Origin of the sequence: Pseudoalteromonas ardens (genome assembly GCF_030125445.1) — a bacterium.
Classification (GTDB): domain Bacteria; phylum Pseudomonadota; class Gammaproteobacteria; order Enterobacterales; family Alteromonadaceae; genus Pseudoalteromonas; species Pseudoalteromonas ardens.
Window position 1 is genome coordinate 857,863 of sequence record NZ_JASJUV010000002.1, and the last position, 20,053, is coordinate 877,915.

General features: G+C 46.2%; 17 protein-coding genes. 11 read left to right on the plus strand and 6 right to left on the minus strand.

Features of this window, described 5'->3' with window-relative positions:
* Nucleotides 1-50 precede the first annotated feature (50 nt).
* Complete coding sequence (locus tag QNM19_RS08770) at nt 51-638, plus strand: Maf family protein (RefSeq protein WP_049863248.1); 588 nt, start codon at nt 51-53, stop codon at nt 636-638.
* Here QNM19_RS08770 and QNM19_RS08775 read toward each other — a convergent pair.
* Nucleotides 600-1,268 carry an HAD-IA family hydrolase gene (locus QNM19_RS08775; RefSeq protein WP_049863249.1) on the minus strand — a complete coding sequence of 223 codons (669 nt, stop codon included), beginning with the start codon at nt 1,266-1,268 and terminating at the stop codon, nt 600-602. The genes QNM19_RS08770 and QNM19_RS08775 overlap by 39 nt on opposite strands.
* Complete coding sequence (gene rluC, locus QNM19_RS08780) at nt 1,258-2,220, minus strand: 23S rRNA pseudouridine(955/2504/2580) synthase RluC (protein WP_049863250.1); 963 nt, start codon at nt 2,218-2,220, stop codon at nt 1,258-1,260. Before rluC ends, QNM19_RS08775 begins: the two co-directional genes overlap by 11 nt.
* Before the next feature lie 509 nt (nt 2,221-2,729).
* On the opposite strand from rluC, the gene rne reads away from it, so the two are divergent.
* On the plus strand, nt 2,730-6,155 hold the full coding sequence (gene rne / locus QNM19_RS08785; RefSeq protein WP_284026602.1) for a ribonuclease E: 3,426 nt from the start codon (nt 2,730-2,732) through the stop codon (nt 6,153-6,155).
* Between the two features lie 619 nt (nt 6,156-6,774).
* Here rne and QNM19_RS08790 read toward each other — a convergent pair.
* Complete coding sequence (locus tag QNM19_RS08790; RefSeq protein ID WP_049863251.1) at nt 6,775-8,088, minus strand: transglycosylase SLT domain-containing protein; 1,314 nt, start codon at nt 8,086-8,088, stop codon at nt 6,775-6,777.
* Between the two features lie 49 nt (nt 8,089-8,137).
* Complete coding sequence (locus QNM19_RS08795) at nt 8,138-8,716, minus strand: LPP20 family lipoprotein (protein WP_046005920.1); 579 nt, start codon at nt 8,714-8,716, stop codon at nt 8,138-8,140.
* Nucleotides 8,717-8,918: 202 nt separating this feature from the next.
* Between QNM19_RS08795 and QNM19_RS08800 the strand changes: the two genes are divergently transcribed.
* From QNM19_RS08800 to QNM19_RS08810, 3 genes are read left to right on the plus strand one after another with little or no spacing between them, the layout of a single operon-like run.
* On the plus strand, nt 8,919-10,628 hold the full coding sequence (locus QNM19_RS08800; RefSeq protein WP_284026603.1) for a COG3014 family protein: 1,710 nt from the start codon (nt 8,919-8,921) through the stop codon (nt 10,626-10,628).
* 5 nt (nt 10,629-10,633) lie between these two features.
* Nucleotides 10,634-11,248 (plus strand): penicillin-binding protein activator LpoB, encoded by a 615-nt coding sequence (locus tag QNM19_RS08805; RefSeq protein WP_049863255.1) that lies wholly within the window; start codon nt 10,634-10,636, stop codon nt 11,246-11,248.
* Nucleotides 11,238-12,233: an LPP20 family lipoprotein gene (locus QNM19_RS08810; RefSeq protein ID WP_049863256.1), complete on the plus strand. Its 996-nt coding sequence runs from the start codon at nt 11,238-11,240 to the stop codon at nt 12,231-12,233. The genes QNM19_RS08805 and QNM19_RS08810 overlap by 11 nt, the downstream gene beginning before the upstream one ends.
* Nucleotides 12,234-12,291: 58 nt before the next feature.
* Here QNM19_RS08810 and yejK read toward each other — a convergent pair whose 3' ends face one another.
* Nucleotides 12,292-13,308, minus strand: a complete 1,017-nt coding sequence (gene yejK, locus QNM19_RS08815) for a nucleoid-associated protein YejK (protein WP_049863257.1) — start codon at nt 13,306-13,308, stop codon at nt 12,292-12,294.
* Between the two features lie 66 nt (nt 13,309-13,374).
* Between yejK and QNM19_RS08820 the strand changes: the two genes are divergently transcribed.
* The 5 genes from QNM19_RS08820 (at nt 13,375) to QNM19_RS08840 (ending at nt 18,436) form a co-directional block, all read left to right on the plus strand.
* The gene (locus QNM19_RS08820) at nt 13,375-13,587 is read left to right on the plus strand and encodes a YejL family protein (RefSeq protein WP_010382154.1); all 213 of its coding nucleotides are present in this window, start codon (nt 13,375-13,377) and stop codon (nt 13,585-13,587) included.
* 4 nt (nt 13,588-13,591) lie between these two features.
* Complete coding sequence (locus QNM19_RS08825) at nt 13,592-15,088, plus strand: DUF3413 domain-containing protein (RefSeq protein ID WP_284026604.1); 1,497 nt, start codon at nt 13,592-13,594, stop codon at nt 15,086-15,088.
* 83 nt (nt 15,089-15,171) lie between these two features.
* Nucleotides 15,172-15,645, plus strand: coding sequence for a DUF4124 domain-containing protein (locus QNM19_RS08830; RefSeq protein ID WP_049865866.1), 474 nt, complete (start codon nt 15,172-15,174; stop codon nt 15,643-15,645).
* A gap of 115 nt (nt 15,646-15,760) precedes the next feature.
* Nucleotides 15,761-17,485, plus strand: a complete 1,725-nt coding sequence (gene aceK / locus QNM19_RS08835) for a bifunctional isocitrate dehydrogenase kinase/phosphatase (protein ID WP_049865865.1) — start codon at nt 15,761-15,763, stop codon at nt 17,483-17,485.
* 12 nt (nt 17,486-17,497) lie between these two features.
* Nucleotides 17,498-18,436, plus strand: coding sequence for a LysR family transcriptional regulator (locus tag QNM19_RS08840; protein ID WP_049865864.1), 939 nt, complete (start codon nt 17,498-17,500; stop codon nt 18,434-18,436).
* Nucleotides 18,437-18,471: 35 nt separating this feature from the next.
* Here QNM19_RS08840 and QNM19_RS08845 read toward each other — a convergent pair whose 3' ends face one another.
* Nucleotides 18,472-18,864: a hypothetical protein gene (locus tag QNM19_RS08845; protein WP_049865868.1), complete on the minus strand. Its 393-nt coding sequence runs from the start codon at nt 18,862-18,864 to the stop codon at nt 18,472-18,474.
* A gap of 228 nt (nt 18,865-19,092) precedes the next feature.
* Between QNM19_RS08845 and QNM19_RS08850 the strand changes: the two genes are divergently transcribed.
* A complete protein-coding gene (locus tag QNM19_RS08850; RefSeq protein ID WP_049865863.1) occupies nt 19,093-19,953 on the plus strand; it encodes a hypothetical protein in 861 nt (286 codons plus the stop codon).
* Nucleotides 19,954-20,053: the final 100 nt, after the last annotated feature.

Genomic DNA, 20,053 nt, shown 5'->3' on the forward strand with positions numbered 1-20,053 from the left:
GCGTTGTGATTATCCTATGGGAAATTTACTCAAACGCGGTCCCGGTACTTATGAAAACACCACTAATCTTAGCCTCCAGCTCACCATTTAGGCAGCAAATTTTGGCAAAATTATGCCTGCAATTTGACAGTTTTTCACCTGACATTGATGAGTCGGCACACCCACAAGAAACGCCAGCCGAACTGGTGGCCCGATTAAGTGAAGCCAAAGCGCAAACAGCGCATCAGTATTATAGCAGTGGATTGGTGATCGGTTCGGATCAGGTGGCTTTATTTAACGAACAGATCCTAGGTAAACCCCATACTGTCGAAAATGCCCACAAGCAGCTTCAACAATTCAGTGGACAGGTTGTGACGTTTCTGACCGGGCTCTCTGTTTATCAACTTGAAACACAACGAGCCATCACGAAAGTTGTACCATTTAAAGTTCACTTTCGGGCGCTAAGCGAAGCTCAGATAAAACACTATGTCGCAAAAGAACAACCGCTCAATTGTGCCGGCAGTTTTAAAAGTGAAGGGCTGGGCATTTGCCTATTCGATAAATTGGAAGGAGAAGATCCCAATACCCTGATTGGTCTCCCCTTGATTGAGCTGACTAAATCATTGGCTGAGTTCGGCGTTGACGTACTCGGACAATAAAAAGTCACTCAGCTGTGCATAGTTATGGCACAAAGCCAGTGGAGCATGCTGTTTTAATTGCGCTTCACTGGCTGCACCTAACGTCACAGCGACAGCCGGTACATTTGCATTGCTGGCCAGTTGCATATCAATGCCCGTGTCACCGACCATAATTGCATCGCGGGCATCGACTGCAAGCTCAGTTAGGATCTGCTGCAGCATATCAGGATCCGGTTTTGACTTTGCATCATCTGCCGTTTTAGTCAGACAAAAGTAATTGCTCAGTCCACTGTGTGCCAGCAAGTTATTTAACCCCACCCTGCTTTTTCCCGTTGCAACTGCAAGCAAAACACCTTGTGCTTTGAGATCAGCCAACAGTGTTTCGACGCCATCAAACACAGTAAAGGGTGTTGTGTCTTCCTTATATAGTCGTTTATAACTCTTTGCCAACTCTACGGCCTTGTCTTTTTGTTCGGGAAACAAGGTCGCTACGGCCGTTTCAAGTGACAAGCCAATAATGGACTTGGCAGCATCATCCGAGATGGGAGGCAGTGCATGATATTGTGCAACCTTATGTAAGGTATTCACAATTTTAGGCACAGTGTCCATTACCGTGCCATCCCAATCAAAAATGACCAGCTTACGCGCCATTATTGCCCCTTAGCGTTTTCAGGCAATGTTCCAGCGCTTTATCCAATGGTGCCTCGACGTGCAATGTGGTTTCGTGTTTAGGGTGAAGAAACCTCAGCTCCCGGGCATGCAGGAATAATCGACCCAGGCCCAACTGCCGCATTTTACTGTCAAACACCTGATCACCATACTTATCATCACAGGCAATTGGGTGGCCTTTACATTGCGTGTGCACCCTAATCTGGTGAGTACGACCCGTTACCGGCGATGCCTGAACCAAAGTCGCGCCATCAAAACGCTCTAACACACGAAAGCGGGTATGAGAGGCTTTTCCTTCTTCATGATCTACGCGTACCACCCGCTCACCAGATTGCAACGTATTTTTCCGCAGTGGCTCGGTGACATTTTTATGTTTAGCAGACCACTCACCACAGACCAGTGCCCAGTAATTCTTTTCCATGGTTTTTTCTCTGAGCTGTTCGTGCAATCCTTTTAGAATTGCCCGGCGTTTTGAAATCAACAGACAACCAGAAGTATCGCGATCGAGTCGGTGCACCAACTCTAAGTTTCTTTCATCCGGACGCAATGCTCGGATGGCCTCTATCAGCCCATAGCTCAAACCACTGCCACCATGAACCGCCATGCCGGAAGGCTTATTCATAACTATCAGATACTTATCTTCATAAAGAATGGCGTCCTCTAACCCAGCGACCTTGTCCAAGTTCTTTGGTACAAACTCGGACTTTTCCGCTACTTTAACCGGTGGAATGCGCACTTCATCATTCAGTTGTAGTTTATAAACCGGCTTGACTCGCTTTTTGTTAACCCTGACCTCCCCTTTGCGAAGAATTTTGTAGATTGCGCTTTTCGGGACCCCTTTGAGATGGGTAAGCAAAAAGTTATCTATACGCTGACCGAGTTGGTCTTCTGTTATGGTTACAAAACTTACCTTTAAGCCGGTTTTTTCTGACATTGCCTAATCACTGAATTGAGTAATAATTTAGTTGCTATCACGCGGGTATTAGTGGGATAATCGGCCCGCCTATCTTTGCGAGCGTGCTTTTTATCGCATTGATGCCGCTGTGATGCACATCTTGGGTGGAGGATCATACAGATTAGAGCTGAGATTTCCACAGCTTTATCGACCCGACCCAGTGACAAATACGTGCGTTTAATCTTAAATGAAGCGTGTAATAGTTCATTGTATTGATTAAACACAGCTAAATAACCGAAATTAAAAGCAATAATTATTAATGTCTTGTGTAGATTAGTCGGGTTAGGTTTAGACCCGTGCGACATCCGTAAGCCGAGTGAAACACTCTGTAACCCGCCACTTAAAAGCAGTGTGGCATAAGCGTTATATGCGGAAGTAAATGATTGTTCCCGTCTCCCAGTCGTGAGACTGCATTATAAAAATAGGAACACTAAACACCTGAACTAAGGTGCACAGGCAAAGTGTAAAAAATTAAGTAGAGTAAAAATATGAAACGTATGCTGATCAATGCGACGCAGCAAGAAGAAATGCGCGTTGCACTGGTTGACGGCCAGCGTCTGTACGATCTCGATATCGAAAGCCCTGGTCATGAACAAAAAAAAGCCAACATTTACAAAGGTAAAATCACTCGTATAGAACCTTCCCTAGAAGCCGCTTTTGTCGATTATGGTGCTGAGCGCCACGGTTTCCTCCCTCTCAAAGAAATTGCCAAAACATACTTCCCGTCAGGCTACACCTTCAATGGTCGTCCAAACATCAAAGATGTGATCAAAGAAGGCCAGGAAGTCATTGTTCAGGTCGATAAAGAGGAACGAGGCCAAAAAGGGGCTGCGCTAACGACTTTCATCAGTGTCGCTGGTAGTTACTTAGTGCTGATGCCAAATAATCCACGTGCCGGCGGTATTTCTCGCCGCATCGAGGGTGATGAGCGCATCGAGCTGAAAGAAGCGCTGAGCCGCCTGAACCTGCCAAAGGGTATGGGTCTAATCGTGCGTACAGCAGGTGTTGGCAAATCGTTTGAAGAGTTAGAGTACGACCTTAAAGCGCTGCTTGTGCACTGGGAAGCGATCCAAAATGCAGCAGACAGCGGTAAGGCTCCATTCTTAATTCATCAGGAAAGTAACGTCATTTTCCGCGCTATTCGTGATTACTTACGTCGCGATATCGGTGAGATCCTGATTGATAAAGCACGTGTATTTGAAGAAGCGAAAGCCCATATCGAGCGTTTCAGACCTGACTTCATTAACCGCGTTAAGTTATATCAAAATGATGTTCCGTTATTCACACACTATCAAATCGAAAGTCAGATAGAATCTGCTTTCCAGCGTGAGGTACGTCTTCCTTCAGGTGGTTCTATCGTTATCGACCCAACGGAAGCACTGACCTCTATCGATATCAACTCGTCAAAAGCAACCAAAGGCGGTGATATCGAAGAAACGGCGTTAAATACCAACTTAGAAGCCGCAGACGAAATTGCCCGCCAATTACGTTTACGTGACCTGGGTGGCCTGATAGTCATCGATTTCATTGATATGACGCCTCCTCGTCACCAACGTGAAGTGGAAAACCGTCTGAAAGACGCCGTACGCGCAGATCGTGCTCGAGTTCAGATCGGCAAGATTTCACGTTTCGGCTTGCTGGAAATGTCTCGCCAGCGTCTGCGCCCGTCATTAGGTGAAGCCAGCCAGCATACCTGTCCACGCTGTGATGGTCAGGGAACCATACGTTCAAACGAATCGATTGCTTTGTCCATCTTACGTCTGATCGAAGAAGAGGCCATCAAAGAGAACACCGCTCAGGTTAATGCACAAGTACCGGTAAAAGTGGGCTCTTATCTGCTTAACGAAAAGCGCCGGGCTGTACAGCGCATCGAAAAACGCCACAACTGTGATGTTGTGATTATTCCTAACCAGCACATGGAAACGCCTCACTATGACGTTGTGCGTCTGCGCAAAGATGATGTACCGGAAAGCGTCAGCTATGATCAGGTTGTAACGCCTGAAGTTGAAGTTGTCGCCACACCGATTGCTACACCAGTGGTTAAAGAGGAACCGGTTCTGAAAGGCGTAGCCATGCCAACAGCTCCAGCACCACAACCAGCGCAAGAGACAAAACAACCTCAGACACAAAAGAAAGTGGAAGAGGAAGCGGGCCTGCTAAGCCGCATTGGCAAATGGCTGAAAGGTTTGTTTGGTACTGAGGAAGAGCAAAAAGAGGAAGAGCAGCCTAAGCAGCAACCTCGCCAACGTCAGGACAACCGTCGTCGCAATCAGCAGCGTCGTAAAAATCGTAACCGAAATGACCGCCGTAACGATGGTCGTAATGACGGCCGCAACGATGAGCGCAATGACAATCGTAAGGCTGAGCAAGACAACAGCGACAATAAGGCACGTAAAGAAGAGCATAACGACAACCAGGAACGCAGCGAAGGGCGTAACAAACGCCGTCGTCAGAACCAGCGTCGTCGTAATGATTCTGACAAAGCGAAGCAAACTACAGAGCAAAGTTCTGAGCAGAAACAGGACAATGCAGAACACGCAACGCAGGAAAAAGCGAACAAACCTCGTCGCCAACGTCGTAACCTGAAGAAAAAGGTGCGCATTGAGGGAGAGTCAAAAGCGACTCAAACTGCTAATGAAACAGTTGAAGCTGAAACTGTAAACGATTCAACGCAAAAACCTGAACAAGCACAACAGCCAACTGCGGAGCAAAAAGCAGAAACTGTCGCAAAAGAAGTGACCCAAGACGCTGTGGAAGCTCAAGTAGCAGCATCTGATGTCCCTGCTGATGAGGAGGTAAAACTCACTCAGAACCAAGCTCAGGACAGCCAAAAAGGTGAAGAAACAGCGGAAGAAGACAAAGAGCAACGCGAACAGCCACGCACTCGCTCTCGTCGCTCTCCACGTCACCTGAGAGCTGCTGGCCAGAAACGCAAACGTACTGAAAATAAAGATGCAACACCTGCATTTGTACCAGTCGCGGATCAGGCTGCTGCGGAGTTTGAAGCTGAGCTTAATGCTACGGCTGAGCAAACAGAGGAAGCGCCTGTTGTTGAGCAAGCTGTAGAGGCACCAGCTGCTGAGCAAGCCGTTGAAGCACCAGCTGCTGATCAAGCCGTTGAAGCACCAGCTGCTGAGCAAGCCGTTGAAGCGCCTGCTGCTGAGCAAGCCGTTGAAGCACCAGCTGCTGAGCAAGCCGTTGAAACACCAGCTGCTGAGCAAGCCGTTGAAACACCAGCTGCTGAGCAAGTTGTAGAAGCACCTGCTGCTGAGCAAGTTGTAGAAGCACCTGCTGCTGAGCAAGCTGTTGAAGCACCTGCTGCTGAGCCAGTCGTTGAAGCACCTGCTGCTGAGCCAGTCGTTGAAGCACCTGCTGCTGAGCCAGTCGTTGAAGCACCTGCTGCTGAGCAAGTTGTAGAAGCACCTGTTGCTGAGCAAGCTGTTGAAGCACCTGCTGCTGAGCAAGTTGTAGAAGCACCTGTTGCTGAGCAAGCTGTTGAAGCACCTGTTGCTGAGCAAGCTGTTGAAGCACCTGCTGCTGAGCCAGTCGTTGAAGCACCTGCTGCTGAGCCAGTCGTTGAAGCACCTGCTGCTGAGCCAGTCGTTGAAGCATCTGCTGCTGAGCAAGCCGTTGAAGCGCCTGCTGCTAAACAAGTTGCAGAGGCAGCTGTTGAAACCACTCCATTAGTGAAAGCCACTGAATCAGCGGTATCGGTCCGTGTGCGTTATCAGCATGTTGCTGAAGCACCAATGACAAAAGCAGCTGCTGATGAAAGCGCTGATATCGCCATTACCGTTCTGGCAATGCCAGACTCCATGCGTGAGAAAGTGAGCGACAGTGGACAGGGCTCTGGCTCTAAGTCCCCGACAGCAAGAGCAAGCTCAGCTATGGCATCACCAGCCAGTTACGAGTAGGTTTTGTACTAAACCTTTTAAAAGGGCCGCAAATGCGGCCCTTTTTGATCCTTCCCGACTCATTCGTTCCAAGTAAGTCTGTCATGTCAGCCTGCATAGTTAAGTTGTTTATTTTCTGGCATGAAAACCTCTAAATAGCCCCTTCCACGTCCAGCCATCACTTTGGCATCTATCTATTAAGAAGATGAAAGTGTGCGGGCTGACAGCTAATGAGGAACCCTTAGGCTATATTGGCGAGATTAACTCTGTAATTCATTAGATATTTAGTATGCTATCCACTCAAGAGAATGGAAGTGTCAGGGCAGAAACAGGTGAGCTGTTGTACACTGCCTTCCACATTGACCAATTTCTTTCTGAGCAACGAAGTACTCAAGCAACTAAAATGAACCGCACCTCTGAGCCGGGGCTCACTTTAAGATAAAGATGTCCAACAAAATTAGAAGCGTGTGAAACGCTATCGGGATAAAAGTGATTCTGGAAGTTGTCCGAACGAAGAAGCATTCTTCTAGATACCTGGACGACGTTGAAGCTGTGTGAAGAGAAAATAAGTGGTCTGTATTTAGAAGGCGAACGGAATGGCCACACCAGTGCTATTAGCACTGGCATACCACTATCAGAGTTAGATATACAACTTTTCAGTCACCAGCACTTTTTTCAGGTACCTACGTGTCTCATTGTAGGGCAAACCTTGCTGCAGCGCTTCCAGGACGCGCTCAGGTGACAAGGAGTTGATCACTCTCGCCGCACGCTTAATATTTCGAGAGCCGTCAGCATTAAACACACTGGCGACATTGCCGGCGCCCGTATTATAAGCCGCTATCATACAATACTTACGACTTAGCGGGTCCTTTATCGCGCTAAGATATCGATCGTTGAGAAGATGCAGATACGCTGTGCCTGCTTCAATATTGTTATCAACCACATACAGATAAGGCGGGCTCATTGGCTCATCCAGTTCATAAAGGAATCGATTTACATCAACGCCTGCACTGGTTGGTACGATCTGCATTAAACCAAATGCAGGAATGTGTGATTTGGCGAGCGGATTAAAGTGACTTTCTGTATGCATCACTGCCAGTACCAGACTGGTATCGATCTCAAAGCGTTCGCTTTGCTTCGCTATTTGACCTTGATACTCAGAAGCGCGCTTGTGGGCCAGACCATTTTTCGGCATTTTGATCCGAACCTGCGTGATCTGCTGCGGTTCTGTTTTAGATATTTGTTTGACAGACTTAGTCAGGTTTTTAATGCGCTTGGTTGCCAGTTCATCCAACTCCGCTTTTTTTGTTTCCAACTGCTTATTTGCAGCTTCAACCAATTGCGGTTCCGATTGCAATGCCAGCGCTTCATCGGCCTGCTGCTCTGCTAACTTTTTCTGTTCCTGTGTTTGCTGCTTGATCTGAGCTTTTGCGGCAATGATGGATTTAACGCGCAGTCCATTATCTATTGCAACCTGCTCACGTTCACTGGTGCCACTTGCCAGTGATTCGCCGCTCAAAAAAGACTGAAACAGCTTACGTTCAGATTGCCTGAACCTCTCGATAGCTTGAGAAATCTGCTGATCCGAGACATGTGTTCCTGCATGATGCCGCACACTGAGAACTAACTCATTGTTCTGGAAGTCAACTTCCAGGCGTTCCCGGTTATCGTCTGAGTAACCAACAAACTGGCTTTGATCAGACACTTTCGCCTCACCCCACTGCTGGATCAGCTGATCGCGAAACGCATCAAACTCTTCAAAATGCGCCTCAACATAATCATTAAATTCTTGTAAATGTTGCGCCTTGTAGCGCTCAAATTCCGTTTGCTCCTGGGCGCTGCTGTCATAGGTTTGCATTGCCGCTTCCAGTTCATTAAACAAACTGGATGTGCTGGCAACCGCTGCTGCGGCGGCAAACTGAGATGCAATCGTCAATGCAAGTATGGTTTTCACAGCCCACTCCTATCAATGAAAAGCGCACCTTGTTAAGGTGCGCATACAATTAATTGGTTAATCTGGCGATTTCTTTTTCCAGATCTTTTTCAGCTTTAAACGCTTTGAATTCCTGGTAGAGGAATTGCTCATCTTGTGGATTAATTTGCTTCTTGCTTTCTTTTACCAAGTCTTTGAACAAGCTTTTTGTCAATGCTGGTGATAATGTCGTCAGGGCACAGAAATAATCTTTGCCGCCAATCTCAACTACATCAGCTTTAATTACACGAGAGCCATTAAGCGTTTGCTTTGTTAGCTGCTTTGATACCGAGCTAAACGTTGCGCCAACCGTTGTTTCTTCATTCGCATCAGTACGATTAGAGAAAGTCTTATCCAACCCTTCGATACGCGTTTCAATTTGCTGTGCCAGCGCTAACCTTGCATTAGCGACGGCCATTTTCTGGTCAATTGAGATATTGCCTGAAAACTTCACACAATCCGCAGCAGCGATGCCATTTTCAACAGCTGGGTTTAATACCCAATCTGGTATATTAATCTTCGACTCAGAGGCAGTTTTTTCTCCAGTCGAGCTACAGGCTGTTAACATCCCTGCTACGAGCATAGTAGTAATAAGCGGTTTGATCTTCATGATATTGTCCTTCGAGCTATTGATTGCTAAGCGATGATTTAAATTTAACAAAAGCCTGATTGCTTTACAGTAATAAATTGTAAAAACGATTTCTTACAATATTCAGCTTCAAAAAAAGCAAAATAATCTTTAAGTTAGTGCAAATATATCCAACTTCTTTGATATAGTCACCGTAAACTTTATTACAAGCAAAGGAAGCGTAATGCTATCTCTATTCAACACTTTGCATTATCGAGCTTGGTTAACAGTGGCCCTGATTGTGGTTCTGACTGGATGCAATACAACACCCGCCAACAAAAATGCAATTTTACTTGCACAGCAAGGTCAGTTTGAGCAAGCCAAATCGGCGATAGAAACAACCTACTCAGCCTCAGGTAAAAACAAGTTACTGCGATACCTCGAACTCGGTACATTGTATCACCTCGAGCAACGATACAAATTAAGCAATGATAACCTTGACCAGGCAAAAGCCATTATTGAAGAGCAATATACTATCAGTGTTTCAGAGCAAGCGCTGGCACTGCTCAGCGGCCCGACGTACACCACTTTCTCAGGTAAAGAATTCCATCGCCCTCTGATCAATGTATTTAAAGCACTGAACTATAACGCGCTCGCAAACCAAAACCCTGCTCAAAGACAGTACTATCTGGATGCAGCTCTGGTTGAAATGCGTCAGCTCGATACCTATTTGTCGACACTCACCGACGAAACCGGTGGTTATGATGGCAAACCAAGTGGTGATGGTCTGACCGACCGCGTTATGCGTATTTTACAGCCGCTTCTGGCTCCTAACGATCTGTTAAAAAACGTCGACTACAAAGATGATGCATTTGCCCACTATATCAGTGGCATTTTGTATGAAAGCAGCAACGAACTGGATGCTGCCCGTATTCAGTACCAAAGAGCCGCCGCTGCATTTGAACAAGGTTTTGCTAAACAATACGATTTAGACAGCACTGTGACACAACAAGCTTATGCTGATTTAGCTCGCGTTATGCGTAAAGCGGGTGGATACGGCAATGAACTGCGCGCTATTGAAGAAAAATGGGGCGAAAGCATTGGCGACACAAAGCAATCAGGCCCCCTGCTCACCGTCGTTCAAAACGCAGGGATTGGCCCACAACGCAAAGAGTTTAATTTATTACTGAAGGCTGACCATGATGCCAAAGCGCTCGTTGTTACTCCGATTCTCTGGGGGACTTCTTCTGAGCGAAAAGCGCAAATGTGGTGGTTTCAGATGCTATATGCCGATACCAGCTTATTCGACATGATGCAGAATTATGCCACTGGCGATCTGGGGGACGTTGCAATGGGCGCATTGACCAAGCGTTTACCATTGGGCGATTCACTGTGGCAAAGTGCGAAGGCTACCGGGCTAATTGACGCACTTGAACACGGTAGTCGCATTGCGGTGACTTACCTGGAGCCGTTTGAACATAAAATAGAAAAAACGGAACTGTGGATTGATGGCCAAAAAGTGTCGGAGCTGGACAACTATCACTCTGTCAGCCTGCTGACTTTGCAAAGCGCACTTAAAAATGCCAACAGAGAAATGCAAATTGCACTGACTCGAGAGGTCGTTAAAGCAATGACAGCACACAAGGCAATTCAAAGCACCGGTCTGCAGGCATTTGATGGTTTTGCCAAAATAGCAACCAGTGTTGTCAACGCGGTCACCGCCAGTGCCGACTTGCGTCAATGGCAGTCACTTCCGTCTCATATAAAACTGGCACAAGTGCCTGTTAATCAAGGTACTGTCAAGATTACGCTTAAGACTAAACTGCGCTCAGGCAGAGTCATAGAGCAATCTGACACATTAGACATAAATGAAACTATGACGCTGTGGCATACTCGTACTTTTATTGAAAGTGCCAAATCCGCAGCACCATCCACTCTGTTTACAATGGAATAATTGTTATGAACTGTAAAACCACACTTTTAAAGCTAACTCCTTTGGTTGTTGCATGTAGCTTAGCCATCACAGGCTGCTCCTCAACAAAAGTACAAAGAGTAGATGCAAATCAAGAGGTTGCCCTTTCTGACAAGTGGAACGGCAAGGACTCGCAACTGGTTGCAGAGGCCATGATCAACGATATGTTGAGCTTTCCATGGGTTAACGATCACTTACAAAAAGAAGGCACGCGTCCTGCTATTATAATCCAGTCAGTACGCAACAAATCACATCAGCACATCGCAGTTGATACCTTTCTGAATGACCTCAAGCGTTCAATATTACGCAGCGGCCAGGCGGACTTTGTTGCGAACAAAGATGTTCGTCAGGAGATCCGTGACGAAAGAAAAGATCAGGAGCTGAATGCCAGCCTGGCAACACAGAATGAAATGGGTCAGGAACAAGGCGCAGATTATGCCCTATCAGGCACCATCAACTCTTTCGTTGATCAGCAAGGCGGCGATCGCGTAACTTTCTATCAGGTTGACCTGAGATTGATCGATATGACCACAAACCGTGAGGTATGGAATGGACAGAAGAAAATTCAAAAGCTGCAGGAGCGCTCGCGCTTTGGCTTCTAACCCCTTGATAGCAACGCTGCTGAGTATCGCGGTACTCAGCGGCTGTGGCGCTAACAATGCCACTCAGACGCCTGTTGACAACAAACCGGCATGGATCACTGCTATGCCAAGCTCAAGCTATATGATTTATGGCGTTGGCAGCGCGCAAAATACCGGAGATCTGCAACAGGCAAAACTGGCGGCGCAGGAATCAGCCCGACTGGCACTGGCTAAGCAATTAAATGTTACCATCTCAGCCAACACCAGAATTGAGCAATCTGCCAGCGAAAAGTCGATGCAGTTTCATGTTGATGAGCTGATTAACTCTCAGGTGCCTGATATTCATTTGCAAGGTGTAAAAATTGAAGATGAATATGTCAGTGCCGATAAACAAACAGCGTTTGCACTGGCCGCCTTCAACCGCACCGAAGCCGCAATGCAAACGGAGCTGACCATTCGGGCTTTGGATGAAGATATTACAGCCTTCTCAGTGGCTGCCAATAGCAGTAAATCACAACAGCTGAAACAAGCCGTTGCACTTAAGGAGCTATTGGTCAGACGGGATAAGCAAAACCACTATCTAACCCAGCTTCAGGCTGCCCCTCTGCCCTTACCTGCATCTGTTCGCGATAAACAGCAACAGGCCGATGCGCTAATCAACAGCATCAGCTTTAGCATTGAAAGCGATCATCAGGCACATCGTAAAGTGCGTGACATCTTGGCAAAAGCGCTCAGCTCTCAGGGCATTAAGGTCACCACAGGTGAGGCTGATTTTGCGCTTAAGTTCACCGTTGACTGGCAGGATATGAACAAAGCCGGCACCTTTTACAGTGTGGCAGAAAGCTACCTGGTGGTGATGGAAAACGGCGAAGAACAGGCGCACTTTAATACCAAGGTGAAGGCAGCATCGAGCTACAAAGACACCGCTAAGAGTAATGCTATGACCAAATTAGCAAACAAGTTGGGCACCCAGCTGGCACAGTTTGTGGTTACAGGTAAGTCTTGATCAAAGCAGATATTTATCTAACATAAAAAGGGGCTAACACAGGTTAGCCCCTTTTTATTTACTCACTTTCTTCCTGGTAGAACTTTTCCAACTGATCTTTGAGATTTGGCGGCACCCCTTTAATCGTCAAAGTATCACTTTGCGGGTCATACAGCACACGCTCCCCCAGATGCTTGCGCTCAAACCCGACACTGACGCCGCCACCTAGGCCTGAAAATTTGACCATAGTCGTGACAGTCTTTTTATCGAGCGGGAATGACTCTTCCAGTTCATAACCCTGTTGCTTATAAAAGTCTTCAAACTGCACATCAGATGATTTAGATACGGTATCTGACAAAGATTCGACATCTGCATCTTCGCCACTGTTTATACAGTCATTACAATAATCGAAGACTTCTTTGCGAATTGCATCTTTCTCATCTTTACCAAACTGTTGCTCGGCCAGATAGTCTTCCACAGCATGCAGCATAGTTTGCGACTGCTGCTTAGGATCGATACCTTCAGCACACCCCAGAAAATCAAGAAAGAAGTCGGCTACTTTTCTGCCAGCTCGACCTTTAATGAAAGAAATATATCTATTTTCATCTGCCTGCGTATCCCACGCAGTTAAGTCAATGCGTGCTGCAAGCTGCATCCGTGAGATATCCAAGTGCCTCGACGCAGCTAAGTCCAGATCAGACGTAATAGAATAGTGTTCTTTAATGTTAATCATAGCTATCAGCAAGTAATCGCTGGCAACGTACTGATAATGACAAAACACCAGGTAACCAGTTTCATTGAACGCATATTTGTTCAACTCTTCTTTCAGAACTTCCGTTGCCTGCTGCGTTAGATGCCAAAATGCCAGCTCATTATTGCGGTAGCTTTGCATTGCCGACGCGACACGGCTATCTTTGTCGGGATCAAAAGCACAAAAGCCTTTCCCAGGCTTGCCATTATAAGCATGATGAAGTTGCTCTATGAATACGGCTACCCGGTCATTAACCTGCATCTCATCTTCACGTAAATGAATTTGTGTTTCTTCGTCTTGCTTGTCGACATAGTGTACAACAAGCTTGTTCACCTCAATGCTCATCTTTGTTTTTAACGCCTCTGGTGTTAGAATAGAAAGAATTATAACTCTTTTTATTTGAACCAACCGATGCCTATCCAGTCTAAATATTCCAACGAACAAGTAGAACAAATTGTCGACCAACTGTTAAACGTACTGACAGAGAATCAGGCAACCGTTGATTTAAGCTTAATGTGTTTGGGAAATTCTATCACGCACATCATCAAAGAGCATGTGCCAGAACAGAAAAGACAAGCGGTTGCTGAAAATTTTGCCAAGGCGTTGACCCAGTCGGTAAAGTAACTGAATGAATCTTTCTGCGCACAGCCCTTTTTCGTCAAAGGCCAGTCAGCTGCTGAGCTGGGGGCATTGGTTTACCTTTGCCAACATCGGCTTAGTATTACTCATTACATTAAGCTATCTGGCCGCTGACAAAGCGCCGACAACGGCGCTTGGCTGGCTATATATGCTGGTAACCTGGCTCAGCCACACCAGCTTTATTACCTTTTGTGTATTTGTACTGAGTATTTTTCCACTCAGTCTGATCTTCCCTTATCCCAGGCATATTCGGGGAATGGCAGCCTGTATTGCCACCTTAGGGATCACCGTACTGGGTGTTGATGCCTTTGTCTATTTCCAGCTCGGCTATCATTTGAACCTGCAGGCGTTGCCCGAGATTCTTTCCTTGTTTTGGAAGACCATCAGTAGCTCACCTGCTATCAACAGTCTGATCGTACTCGCCATGATCGCCGCTATTTTAGGATTTGAACTGATTGTTGGTAATCATGCCTGGCGTCATCTGGAGCGTTTAAAGTGCTACTCCTTTCCTAAATTCGCCAGCACAATTCTGGTCACTTGCTTTGCAACCAGCCATATTATGCACATCTGGGCAGATGCAAATAGTTACTTCGACATTACAATGCAAGACAATGTACTACCACTGTCTTATCCGACTACAGCCAAAACACTCCTTGCCAGACACGAGCTACTCGACATGCAAGAGTACAACCAGGCAAGATCGCTGAATGTCGGACCCAACGAAGTAAACTATCACCCACCAGCGTCACTGGCATCCTGCCCGGCTCAGGATACTCCGGTCAGCCTGAGTATCGTGAAAACACTGTCAGAACAAACTGAGCAACAGCTAATACAACTTGGTTGGTATGGTTCAGAGCAGCTGCTGGTTCCTACGTTGCGTGAGGATTTCAGGTTTAACCTGCTGTATGGTCTTCCGGCCTACTACAAACAGTCTCTGATGGACAGTAAAGCGCCACCAGTATGGTCTACCCGCCTGTCCTTATCAGTCTCCGGAATGCCCAAATTTGCTTATATTAATACTGTCGAAAATACGAATGTACGGGTGTCATATAGTGAGCAAAGCCCACTTATTACAGAGCAAACGTCACCGACTATCATCATAATCGAGCCAAACAGCTCCGATATAGTGACCACAACCCGTTTTTTTACCAACATCCCGGCGTTTGAAGGACACTCTGAGCTAATGCAGATCAGCGATGTTATGACAACTGTTGCAGCAGAGCATTTCCAATGCGGCACACTCGCAGCAGCAAGTATGCTGGGCAATAATGTTGCCACAGACACGCTTAATGAGGGGGTGAACTATTCACGAGGTGTGTTAGTTGCCTACAAAAAAGACCGTATTACACTGATAGCGCAGGACGGGAGCTATAAACAGATTTCTGCAAAAGAAGGCTTTACCTTAGATCAAAAGCTGGATGTCCCCTTTTTAATTCAGAGTATTAAGCGACTGAAACAATTCAATCAGACGCCTGCTATAAAGTAGTACGGCGTCTGTCGCAACACTTGCGATATCGAACAATTTTACTATCTTGAAATGTAAATACAGATTTCAGGGAAGCACACACTATGAAGATATTGATTATCATGTTTTCACTGTTATTGCCTGCGCTAAGCCAGGCAAAAACAACTTTCAGCTACTACAAATGTGTCACCGGTAAGACAGTTGTATATAGCCAACATCCGTGCGCGGCCAATGCTGAGCAACATACTTTGAGCCACTCGGATCCACAAGCACCAGCCCCCACTGGCCAGCACACCAAAACATTGAACAATATCGAGCGGCAGCAACTGGTCCTTCGGTTAAAAAAGACACTCAGAGCCAAAAAGCATCAGGCAGCAATCTTAGGTAGAAAGCGAGATGAAGCCACCCGGGATGAGCAGCGGCGCATTTCGCGCATGATGGAAAAAAGCGAAAGAGCCAAAACACTTAAAGATGTGAAGCGCAATATCAAGTCTATCAATACAGCCTACCTCAAGGAAGTTAAGCTCCTGAACAAAGAGATAGCAAGCTTAGAAAAACGCCTTAAGCGCCTTGAATAAAGGGTCTTTTTATCATGAAGTGGCCTCTGGTGATTAGCGCATAGTGAAGAGCCTGAATACAAACTTGAGAGACTGACACTTGTACGCTAAAGTAACTCGCAGATTAGGAGGTCCGATGAGTTACCAGGTTCAAACAATTGCAGAGCAAATTCTATCCGGTTTTCATGCTCACTACGCGTTATTTCAACAAATAACGGCGCGTGCTCCCCAAGCCTTTGCACAGCAAAGGTGGGGAGAAATCGAGCAGATCAGCAAACAGCGGATCACTCTGTACGACGTCCGTGTTAATGACACTGTCACCGCTCTGAAGCGTCAAACATCGCAAGACACACCTGATGAGGCTTTATGGCATCAGGTCAAGCACCATTATGCTGAACTCCTTTCTTTTCATCCCCAGGCAGAGCTGGCCGAGACTTTTTTTAACTCCGTCTTTTGTCGGCTGTTCCATCGACGCTATTACAAAAACGACTTTATTTTTGTTGAAACAACGCTAACTAAGCCAACCACCTTACCCATAGAAGCAGAATTTCGCAGCTATTTTCCAGTCATCTCCGGATTAAAGCCCACTATTCGCAATATGATTTCGCACATGGACTTACAGTGTGGCTTTCGCGATTTGGAGCAGGATATCAGGATGCTGGTCAAAGCGTTTATCAAACAAGCACCCAGTACGCACCACAGCCATCATGGCCTGCGCTTCGATATTCTTACAGCCCCCTTCTATCGCAACAAAGGGGCTTATATCGTAGGCCGCGTCGTGTCTAAATCAGGTGTCCAACCCTTTATTATCGCGCTTTTACATCATCCTCAGGGCGGTCTGTATATCGATGCGCTGTTAACCAAAAGCGCGCAAATGCGGATTATTTTTGGCTTTGCCCGAGCGTATTTTCTGGTTGAAACCCATGCTCCGTCAGCCATGGTAGGTTTTTTGCAGCAATTAATGCCGAATAAAACAACAGCTGAGCTCTACAATGCCATCGGGTTTCATAAACAGGGAAAAACTGAATTCTACCGTGATTTCCTGTTTCACCTACAACACAGTGAAGATGTGTTTACCATAGCGCCAGGTACGCCGGGTATGGTCATGATGGTATTTACATTACCTAATTTTCCTTTTGTCTTTAAAGTGATTAAAGATGTTTTTGCCGAAAGCAAACCGTTTGGCAGAGATACGGTGCTGGCGCGTTATCAACTGGTCAAAAGCCATGACCGGGTTGGCCGTATGGCTGACACCATTGAGTATTCCGAAGTCGTTATTCCCAAACGAAAGTTCACTCCATCACTTCTGGATGCCCTTCAAGCCACAATCAGTAATAGTTTGCGAGACGAAGGGGATTATCTGGTGATCAAACATCTGTACATTGAACGTAGAATGACTCCGCTTAATCTCTTCTTGCAAACCGCCGATGAGCCAACCGCTAACAAAGTCATCGAAGATTATGGCCACGCTATCAAAGAAATGCTCAGCGTAAATATCTTTCCGGGTGATATGCTGCTCAAGAACTTTGGAGTCACCAAGCACCATAGGGTTATTTTTTACGATTATGATGAAGTTCAATATCTTACCGACATGAACTTTCGACCTATGCCCAGTCCATCTTTGGAAGACTTATATAGCGGTGTGGCCGAGCCCTCAGCGGCACCAAACGACGTATTTCCACAACAGTTGTGTACATTTGTACTCACAGACCCTAAACTCAGAGCGGTGTTTGAACAGTCGCACGAAGCCTTACTGAAGGTGGAATACTGGCAGCAGGCTCAACGGGATATTCAGGCTCATGTGGTTAAGCAAGTTTACCCTTACCCGACCTCACAACGCTTCTATCGACATATAAAATAACAAAGGAACACAGTGAACATAAGCAAAATTGATCTGAATCTACTGGTCTATCTCGATACGCTGCTGCGAGAGTGCAACGTCACGCGTGCCGCAAACCAGCTGAGTATCACTCAGCCAGCGATGAGTAATGGCCTGAAGCGGCTTCGTAACCTGTTTAATGACCCAATCTTAGTACGCACCAGTGAAGGCATGGTCCCGACTGAACGCGCGCTAGAGCTCCAGCCCGTGATCCGCGGTATTTTAATGACACTGGAAGAAACACTGGCACCCAATCGTGAGTTTGAACCCGGCCAGAGCAAACGCGTATTCCGCATCATGGCCAGTGATTATGCAGCCAGCACTTTGGCACCTAAGCTGTTGAATAAGTTACATATGGAAGCGCCAGATACGACTCTCGACATCCTCACACCCAGTGACGTGACCTTTCACGATGTCGAAAACGGTAAAGTCGATATGGCAATTAACCGCTTTGAAAATTTACCTCAGTCATTTCATCATAAGCGGATCTGGAAAGACAGTTTTTGTTGCCTGATTAAGTCAGACAACCCTATAAGAACGCATTTTAATCTGGATGCCTACTTAAAAGCGCGACATATCTGGGTCAGTAAAACGGGCTTTGGCGTAGGAGTAGGTATGGACCCGGCTGATGTGCAAAAACTAGGTTGGGTTGACGAAGCATTAGCGCACTTCGGCAAACACAGAAATATCGCCACATTTACACGTAACTATCATGTCGCAATCCACCTGGCGAAAGAGCAAAACCTCATAGCCACTTTGCCTTCAAAAGCAGCAAACATATACAGCGATGATCCAAATTTGGCTATTTTAGAGCCTCCGTTCCCTATCCCTCCTTTTGAACTGGATATGATCTGGAGCCCGTTATTACATCGCGACGCCAGCCATATCTGGCTAAGACAAAAAATTGCTGAAGTCGCAGAAGCCCTGAAATAGCACGTCACAGGTGGTCAGATATAGGGATGAATGCCCTATATCTCGCTTTCTAACATAGCCAGTGCACGTTTCTCACTGTCACACACTTCCCCATTCGCTTCACTGATGCGATGCGCAATTGACACAGCAAGCTCACGCATGGGCTTATCAACGATATGGCTCAATCTATGTTGAATAAAACACTCTGTTTCATCCTGTTTAATCGCAATTAGGCACTTACCCAGTGCATCATCCATGTAATCTTGCAACGTAATGGCTGAATTCCAATGCAATGTATTTGCCCAGTCACGGACAATGTCCATTTCTTCGGTTTCTATTTTTTCGTCGATGCAAACAAATAACAAAGCGATATCCAACAAGGATTCTTTTTGCAATTGCTCCACACAGATGCCCATGTCAAAGTGGTTCAACAGTTGTTCAAATTTCATCTTAGCTCCTTGTAATTGATATAACGCCAACTTACAACCCTGCACAGAGTTAGGCTCCAGCATGCCTGCCCCTTGCTGATGTGCCTGATCCTTTGGAGGCGCATGCCCTGTGGGCAAACACACTCCATAGCATTCAAACATATTCTACAAACTCAAGGTTGTCACTTAAAAAATAGTCAATTAGCGTGCCCTGAACTAAACTTCCCTTAGTACACACAGGAAGTCATTATGTCTTGCCTAAACCGCTTATACTTGAAACTGCTACTTATTTTAGGCCTTTCTTTCTCTACACACGCCCGTATTTCGATTTCTATCGAGCAAGACATATATGAATACGCCAAAGAAATACTGGCCGATCAATCCATTTCTGAATTCACTGAGGAGATATTCAACCATCCCAGGTGCCAGCGCGATGTTGTCGAGTTTCTCATCGCACAACGCGCACTGCTGGAAGGTGGCTTCAAGCATGCCTTTAGCTTCACGCTTGGAAATTATGATGCAAGAAACTTAAAACTGCTTGAATCAGGGTTATTGCTTATGAGCTTTGATACTATCTGGCTGTCCCAGGCAAACACCATAGCTCACAAGGTATATATTTCTCCCCCTATCATTCACAAAGGGGCATACTTTGCGGGGATTTATACATCTGCCTCTAACAAAGCCCGATTACGAGAAAAAATTTCTACAGATCTTAGCCAAATAAGCATCGTGAGTAGTAAAGCCTGGTTGGTTGATTGGGTTACGCTCACAGCACTTGCACCTCAGCAATTACACCATGAAGATGACTGGATCACTATGGCCAAACTGGTGAGTAATGGGTGGGTGGACGCAATGCTGGTTTCCTTTAACAACACCCGGCCGTTTTACTATGAGGGTCAAGGTTATCGGATCGAAGCCATAGAGGGGGTTAAAGTCGCACTCCAGGACAGTCGGCACTTCGTCGTGTCCAGACTTCACCCGCAAGGGGAAGAAGCGTACAACGCACTAAAACGCGGTCTGGCCAAATTGAAAGCAAAGAATTTCATCTATCAGTCTTATCGACAATGCGGATTTATCAACCCTTTGGTGGATGATTGGCATACACTTTAACCCTAAAATCGCAATTGTTAGTTTTAATTTGGGGTATTCATATTTCTTCCATTTTCTTCTCCTAAATTTCCTGCCTCTCGGGAATACGTCAAATTAGGAA

Excerpts from the sequence above, each read along its gene's own strand:
- QNM19_RS08770 (WP_049863248.1), top strand. The coding sequence starts at position 51 with ATGAAAACACCACTAATCTTAGCCTCCAGCTCACCATTTAGGCAGCAA.
- QNM19_RS08775 (WP_049863249.1), bottom strand. The coding sequence starts at position 1,268 with ATGGCGCGTAAGCTGGTCATTTTTGATTGGGATGGCACGGTAATGGAC.
- rluC (WP_049863250.1), bottom strand. The coding sequence starts at position 2,220 with ATGTCAGAAAAAACCGGCTTAAAGGTAAGTTTTGTAACCATAACAGAA.
- rne (WP_284026602.1), top strand. The coding sequence starts at position 2,730 with ATGAAACGTATGCTGATCAATGCGACGCAGCAAGAAGAAATGCGCGTT.
- QNM19_RS08795 (WP_046005920.1), bottom strand. The coding sequence starts at position 8,716 with ATGAAGATCAAACCGCTTATTACTACTATGCTCGTAGCAGGGATGTTA.
- QNM19_RS08800 (WP_284026603.1), top strand. The coding sequence starts at position 8,919 with ATGCTATCTCTATTCAACACTTTGCATTATCGAGCTTGGTTAACAGTG.
- QNM19_RS08805 (WP_049863255.1), top strand. The coding sequence starts at position 10,634 with ATGAACTGTAAAACCACACTTTTAAAGCTAACTCCTTTGGTTGTTGCA.
- yejK (WP_049863257.1), bottom strand. The coding sequence starts at position 13,308 with ATGAGCATTGAGGTGAACAAGCTTGTTGTACACTATGTCGACAAGCAA.
- QNM19_RS08820 (WP_010382154.1), top strand. The coding sequence starts at position 13,375 with ATGCCTATCCAGTCTAAATATTCCAACGAACAAGTAGAACAAATTGTC.
- QNM19_RS08825 (WP_284026604.1), top strand. The coding sequence starts at position 13,592 with ATGAATCTTTCTGCGCACAGCCCTTTTTCGTCAAAGGCCAGTCAGCTG.
- QNM19_RS08830 (WP_049865866.1), top strand. The coding sequence starts at position 15,172 with ATGAAGATATTGATTATCATGTTTTCACTGTTATTGCCTGCGCTAAGC.
- aceK (WP_049865865.1), top strand. The coding sequence starts at position 15,761 with ATGAGTTACCAGGTTCAAACAATTGCAGAGCAAATTCTATCCGGTTTT.
- QNM19_RS08845 (WP_049865868.1), bottom strand. The coding sequence starts at position 18,864 with ATGAAATTTGAACAACTGTTGAACCACTTTGACATGGGCATCTGTGTG.
- QNM19_RS08850 (WP_049865863.1), top strand. The coding sequence starts at position 19,093 with ATGTCTTGCCTAAACCGCTTATACTTGAAACTGCTACTTATTTTAGGC.